Below are 6,403 nucleotides of genomic sequence, written 5' to 3' on the forward strand. Positions count from 1 at the left end.
TGCAGTATTTTAGTAAAAAAAATACGTAAATAAATATGTCTGATACAAAAAATTTTGAACCTGGATCTTATCGTTATCTTCGGGGTGTAAGGCAGTATTCTGCTGGTATAACGGCACTGGATGGTTATAGATTAGAACGTGTACGATTCAGTCGGCCACTGCCACTAACAGAGGGCTTCTTACGCATCCAACAACATCTCAACACTTTAGGTCGTCCGCTCGCTGCATTTGGAGCCTGCGAATTACGTTCACCCGAGCCATTTACCGAACAAGGCTTTGTTGACTTTAATAACCTTTATATAGGTACTTTAAAAGAGTGGGGTATTTACGAAGAGGGAGGTGACAATCCCATAGCTCGCTCAAATGTCATTCCAGAGTTGAATAAACCATTGAGTCCGAGTATTCATGCTTTTTCTTATACAATGCCTGATGCTAAGGCAAAACCCTCTTTTGTAATCGCTGGTAGTGCTGAAGCTCCAGAGGGTATGAGTGATTATCGTACTCACAGTATTAGTCTTGGTGACATATCCCAGGAGGGCTTAATGAAAAAAGGACGCTGGGTGCTTAATGAGATGGAACGTCGGATGGCTGGTCTTGGCTTTACTTGGTCAGATTCTACGGCAACCCAGTTGTATACTATCCATAACATTCACCACATAATGGTTAACGAAATTGTAAAGCGAGGCGCAGCCTTAAGTGGTATTGACTGGCATTACAATCGGCCTCCAGTACAAGATCTAGAGTTTGAAATGGACTGTCGCGGAGTTTATGTTGAAAACGTTATAGATACAAGGTAGTCCAATTTTCCCTGTGGTCGGTGTTTTCCTGTGGTTGGTGTTATCACCAACCACATACACCCACGGCAACCTATATCTTAATTTTACTATATTAGTTCTCAGGTGGTTGGTGTAAGAGTGCTTGGTGATAACACCAACCACAGGGTATCACCAAGTACTTTACACAGGTGTATCACAGGTATCTAATTTTTATGAAAAAAATAGTTTTATTCCTCTTCTTCGCAATTATCACTAATTCAGGTTTTGCTCAAAAAGGCTGGACAAGCCTATTTAATGGCAAAAACCTCAAAGCCTGGAAAGTGAAGATCAATGGCCACCCGCTGAATGATAATTATGCCAATACCTTTCGGGTGGAAAACGGAGTAATGAAAGTTTCATACGATGGTTATTCAGAATGGAAAGACCGTTACGGACATATATTTTATAAAAAACCTTTTTCAGCATATGTGCTCGTAGTTGAGTATCGATTTACTGGCGATCAGATCCCCGGCGGACCGGGATGGGCGATCCGCAATAGCGGAGTAATGCTGCATGGGCAATCGCCAGAAAGTATGGGTCTGAATCAGGATTTCCCGATCTCACTCGAAACCCAGTTTTTAGGCGGGAACGGAAAAGATGAAAGAAGTACGCTGAATCTATGTACTCCCGGAACAAATGTATTTCTTGATGGGAAATTATTCACTCCGCATTGTACAAGTTCAACATCAAAAACCTATCATGGCGACCAGTGGGTAAGGGCAGAGATTGTAGTTTTGGGCGACTCGCTAGTAAGTCATCGCCTGGAAGGCAAAGAGGTCTTCAAATATACCAAACCACAGATTGGAGGTGGAAGCGTTTCCAATTTCGACCCTGCGGTTAAGGTTGATGGAAAAGCTTTGAAAGAAGGTTACATCTCCCTCCAAAGCGAAAGTCACCCGGTTGAATTCAGAAACGTAAAATTATTCAATCTGGCAAAATACATGAATGATCCCGCAAAGCTGGATGCTAAGCTTAAAGGGATATTGCAACAATAAAGCTTAAAGCCAAAAGGAAATTCTATCTGTTTGGAGAACACCTACCACAGGAAAATGAATGCTAATAGCAATAAGATCCCTCCTGCGTCGGGATGACAACCGCTTGACATTGACTATTTCATTTGACATTTAGCAAAATTACTGACAACTGATAACAGGCAACAGACAACAGGTATCTTCAATTCCCCATCGGCCTACCTTCAGGAAAAACAATTGGTATTCTATCCGGATCTTTCGTGTTTTTCTTACCTGAAAAATTTGCCGTCAGGAATTCTCCCATATCAATCGTACCAGAAATAGTATCTCCGCTGATTGTACCTGCAAAAGTATAGCTAACTGCCGGTCTGCGCCCCGGACTCAGAAATTTCACTTCATTCCCTTCAATACTTCCGGAAATTTCACGCACCGAAAAGTCGGTTTTATGGATCCCTTTGAGCCAGTTTCCATCCTGTTCAAGATAAAGTATATGATCACTTTTGCTGCTGAAATAATCTATTTCCAGATCCCAGCGACCGCCAATTTTTGAAGATGGTGCCTTCAGCGCTGTTTCAGCTTTCGGACTTCGCTTCTTAGAAAGCAATTCAAAGATCTTATCCCCAACAAGTTTATCCTGGCCCGGTTGCATTTGCGATGCATTAATTGATATGGAGGCCATTCCCGGATCAGTACTTCTTCCCCCACCCACAGTAATTCTGGGTTTAGAACTGATCATCTCCTGAATCAGTTCTGCACTACTCAAATGCAGTTTCTCAGGATCCCATGAAATACTTAAAGAAGCACTGCGGTTATTAATTCCCTCGGGCTCACGAATTGTAGTGTTTATGCTCTCGATTCCGGAAACTCTTTTGGCAATAGCATTCACCCAATTCATCCAGTTCTTCTCGCGTGCAGCATGATCCATTTTCACCCAGGTTTCTACCGCAGCAAGCATACCAAGAGTCTCTTCACGGCCAACCTTGTTATCGCGGCCAGGACCATGATGTGGTGAGCTTGCCTGCCAGGCCGACATGAGAATATTTTTAGGGCCAAGGAGGAGTCCGGCACATTGTGGACCGCAAATTGCTTTTCCACCACTGTAGGCAACCATTGTTGCCCCATTCTTCAGATGAACATTCGGAATAGTCAGAATTTCGGCTGCGGCATCAGCAAGAATTGGAATATTTAAAGGTTTAGCGATTGCAGCAATTACTTCAAGGCTCATTGGTCCGGGAACCAGATTCCCACCACTAAGTTTGATCATTGCAGTCTTAGGTCCCATAGCATCCTTTAGTTCTTCAATAGTTTCAACCCGTATAATCTTTACCCCAATATTCTGAATTGCAAAATCGTAGGCACTGAATGAGCCTGCAGGTATGATCACTTCAGTTTTATCCAATCCGCTCAGATCAGGGATTCGATGCAGTTTCTCAGGATTACCTCCTGCAACGCAAGCTGCAGTTGCCATTTTGAGAGCAGCGGCGCAACCAGCCGTCACCATTCCCCACTGTGCACCAGTTAACTCAGCAAGCCTCTTCCCTACCGCATCAGCCAGTTCATCCATCTGAACAAAATGTCTCGAAGCTGAATCCATTGCCGCTCTGACTTCAGGCAGTTCAATTGAGCCGCCGATAATGGTAAAAGTCCCGCGGCAGTTAATAACCGGCTCAACTCCAATCGACTGGAATATTTGCGGCCCGGGTGTAAGCGGACCATCAGGAAGCACAGGTGCGATGAACTCATTAACAGCTCCCATTGCTGATTCAGTTGATCCGGCCATGGCTCCTGCCAGCGGCAGAAAAGTAAGACCTTTAATTAATTCTCTTCTTTTCATTGATGATAGATTTATGCAGGTTTCCCTGTAAGCAATTTCATGTAATTTTCAGAGAATAACAAGAGAAGGCTTAAAGGTAAAAGCAGAAAGCTTAAAGCAAAAAGAAAATTCAATCTCAATAATGGATCTCCTCATTGGCACAAACAGTCCAGTGATAAATTAACGGGAAACACCAATCAAAGAAGCTTTTAATATCTTCTTCATAAGCCGTTGAATGAATTTATCTGATTGACTTACAGAAACTTATAATTTTTTTATAAATTAAAACTAACAAATTAGTTGTATAACTAAATATTTAGTTATAGCTTTATATTACCGATTCGAATCAGGTATAATTAATTGTATCAGACATTAAAGGAAATTATATGGAGATAAAGGAATTAACAAAAGCAGAAGAGCAGATCATGCAGGTTTTATGGGATCTGAAAAAAGGATTCGTAAAAGATGTTGTAGACCAGCTTCCTGAACCGAAGCCGGCCTACAATACTGTATCAACGATCATCCGCATTCTTGAAACTAAGGGCTTTATTGATCATGAAGCTTTCGGGAAAAGCCACAGGTACTTCCCCATTATAGGAATTGAAGAATATAAAAGCTTTGCTACCGAAAAACTACTGAGCGGATATTTCGACAATTCGGTCGAGAATATGTTCTCCTTCTTCGTTAAGGAGAAAAAACTCGACCTGAAGGAAGCAGATGAGATCATGAAACTGATTGAAAAACTTAAAAACAAGTAAAATGAACATCCTGAATTATCTTTTACAGACAAACCTGTATCTGATCCTGTTCATGGGATTCTATACATTGGTACTGAAGAATGAGACTTTCTTCAGACAGAACCGTATCTACCTGAATACGAGTACACTCCTTTCATTCATAATTCCATTCATCAATTCCAACTGGTTTCAGGAGCTTTTTATTACTCAAAAACTAAGAGAAACTATCGTTCCGACTCAGATGATCTATGAAACTGTTATAGTCGGTGCGGATGAAGGAACAAGTAAGTGGGCGCTCGGAGGTGTAATTCTATCGGTTTATGCAGGTGTAATGGCCATACTCTTGTTGAGATTCCTAATCAGACTGGTACTATTGAACTCCAAACTCCAACCCAAAAAAGGGGCTGCCTACTCCTTCTTCAATACGATGGTTGTAGACAGGGAATTGCCTGAATCGGGAATCATCATCGATCATGAAAAAGTTCACATGAGGGAATGGCATTCTGCCGATGTTCTGTTCATTGAACTTGCCTCGATCATCAATTGGTTCAATCCGGTAGCGTACCTGTACAAAAAGGAAATCAGACATATTCATGAATTCATTGCTGATGAAGTAGCCGCATCGGTTATGCTCAGCAAATCAGATTATGCCCTATTGCTGTTTAGTAACACCCTGGGAGTTCAACCCGATCAGTTAAGTAATAATTTTTTTAATAACTCACTTTTAAAAAGACGTATAATCATGCTAAATAAAAATAAATCACGCAGAACCGGACTTTGGAAATATGGTTTTTCTGCCCCTCTTTTTGCCTTAATGCTGATCTTCTCAGCAGCCAGTGTTGCTAATGAAAACACTGACCTGATTGCAGGAGCCAAAAAACTAATCAGTCCTATAAAAGCAGAAGTATTTCCCACTTTAAAATCTTCTCCAAAAGTTTCTGAAAAAAAATCAGATAAAAAGACCCTAAAAAACTCTTCTGCAATTAGATCAGAGGTCTCTTCAAGTATTGAAAACATACAAACTTTCAGCGCCTTATGGAATCATATTCAGAAAAACATAAAATACCCCGCTTCTGCCAGACAGAATAAAATAACAGGTTATGAGATCGTATACTTTAGTGTTCAGAATAAAAAGATCTCCAATGTAAGAATAGCTAAAGGCTTACAAAGCGATATAGACAATGAGGTTCTGAGAACTTTTACTTTATTCAAAGAATCTGTTCAGGCTGAAGATGCCAACTATTCTATGGCTCTGGCTTTTCAATTAATAGGTTTTGAATCAGATCTTGGAATATTACCTGCCACCGGTAAAAATTACTTTTTGGGATCTATTACTATTTCAGCAATGAGAGAACCACAGAAAGTTGAAACAATTGGGACCAATTACATGTTATCTGAAGTAGTAGTAGTCAATGATTTTAGAAATGTTGATGCCCTTCCCGAATTTTATGGTGGCATGAAAGGCTGGGGAGAATACCTCCAATCAACTCTTAAATATCCTGATGGATTAAGAAAAAACAAGATAACAGGTAGAGTAATACTAAGTTTTATTGTACTAAAAAACGGTAGTATAACAGATGTCAAAGTTTTAAGGGGAATAGGTGGCGGAGCTGATGAAGAAGCAATTAGGGTTGTAAAAGAAAGTCCCAAATGGAAACCAGGTATATTAAAGGGAGAGCCGGTAAATGTCGCCTATACCATGCCAATATTTTTTCAGCTCGCATCAAATGCCCCTGAAGAAAAAACTAACTAACAGGAATTGAATATTATCTTTATGAGTTGCATGTTATAGAGAAATCTATGCTGCAACTCATAGCTTTTATTTGGGATTAGGAAATAAAGGCCATACCTCATAACCGACACCTGAATCAAGAACCAAGAAAATGAAATACTAATATTTGAGATTTAGTACATTTCTCAAATTATCTGTCCTTGCCTGAATATGTTGACCGAAAATAGAGGTTTATAAACAATAAACCAAAATGAGATGGCAACAGTCAGTGAATATGAAAGATTAACAGTTCAGCAACGCAAGGTGCGTTATTTTAATGAAACCTTTAAGCGTTT

Annotated in this window: 5 protein-coding genes; 4 read left to right on the forward strand and 1 reads right to left on the reverse strand. The window is 40.3% G+C overall.

Translation table 11 applies throughout. From position 1 onward, the window contains the following. Positions 1-35: 35 nt before the first annotated feature. Positions 36-797 carry a hypothetical protein gene (locus tag Q8M41_RS05060; RefSeq protein WP_305364160.1) on the forward strand — a complete coding sequence of 254 codons (762 nt, stop codon included), beginning with the start codon at positions 36-38 and terminating at the stop codon, positions 795-797. Positions 798-988: 191 nt separating this feature from the next. Beyond that, positions 989-1,810: a DUF1080 domain-containing protein gene (locus Q8M41_RS05065; protein WP_305364161.1), complete on the forward strand. Its 822-nt coding sequence runs from the start codon at positions 989-991 to the stop codon at positions 1,808-1,810. A 178-nt stretch (positions 1,811-1,988) separates the two neighbouring features. Here Q8M41_RS05065 and Q8M41_RS05070 read toward each other — a convergent pair whose 3' ends face one another. Then, positions 1,989-3,620 carry a hypothetical protein gene (locus Q8M41_RS05070; protein ID WP_305364162.1) on the reverse strand — a complete coding sequence of 544 codons (1,632 nt, stop codon included), beginning with the start codon at positions 3,618-3,620 and terminating at the stop codon, positions 1,989-1,991. 365 nt (positions 3,621-3,985) lie between these two features. Between Q8M41_RS05070 and Q8M41_RS05075 the strand changes: the two genes are divergently transcribed. Continuing rightward, the gene (locus tag Q8M41_RS05075; RefSeq protein WP_305364163.1) at positions 3,986-4,357 is read left to right on the forward strand and encodes a BlaI/MecI/CopY family transcriptional regulator; all 372 of its coding nucleotides are present in this window, start codon (positions 3,986-3,988) and stop codon (positions 4,355-4,357) included. 1 nt (position 4,358) lies between these two features. Beyond that, a complete protein-coding gene (locus Q8M41_RS05080) occupies positions 4,359-6,089 on the forward strand; it encodes a TonB family protein (protein ID WP_305364164.1) in 1,731 nt (576 codons plus the stop codon). Positions 6,090-6,403: the final 314 nt, after the last annotated feature.

Origin of the sequence: Daejeonella sp. (assembly GCF_030684675.1) — a bacterium.
Taxonomy (GTDB): domain Bacteria; phylum Bacteroidota; class Bacteroidia; order Sphingobacteriales; family Sphingobacteriaceae; genus Daejeonella.

Coding starts and splice junctions, on each gene's coding strand:
- Q8M41_RS05060 (WP_305364160.1), top strand. CDS start 36: ATGTCTGATACAAAAAATTTTGAACCTGGATCTTATCGTTATCTTCGG.
- Q8M41_RS05065 (WP_305364161.1), top strand. CDS start 989: ATGAAAAAAATAGTTTTATTCCTCTTCTTCGCAATTATCACTAATTCA.
- Q8M41_RS05070 (WP_305364162.1), bottom strand. CDS start 3,620: ATGAAAAGAAGAGAATTAATTAAAGGTCTTACTTTTCTGCCGCTGGCA.
- Q8M41_RS05075 (WP_305364163.1), top strand. CDS start 3,986: ATGGAGATAAAGGAATTAACAAAAGCAGAAGAGCAGATCATGCAGGTT.
- Q8M41_RS05080 (WP_305364164.1), top strand. CDS start 4,359: ATGAACATCCTGAATTATCTTTTACAGACAAACCTGTATCTGATCCTG.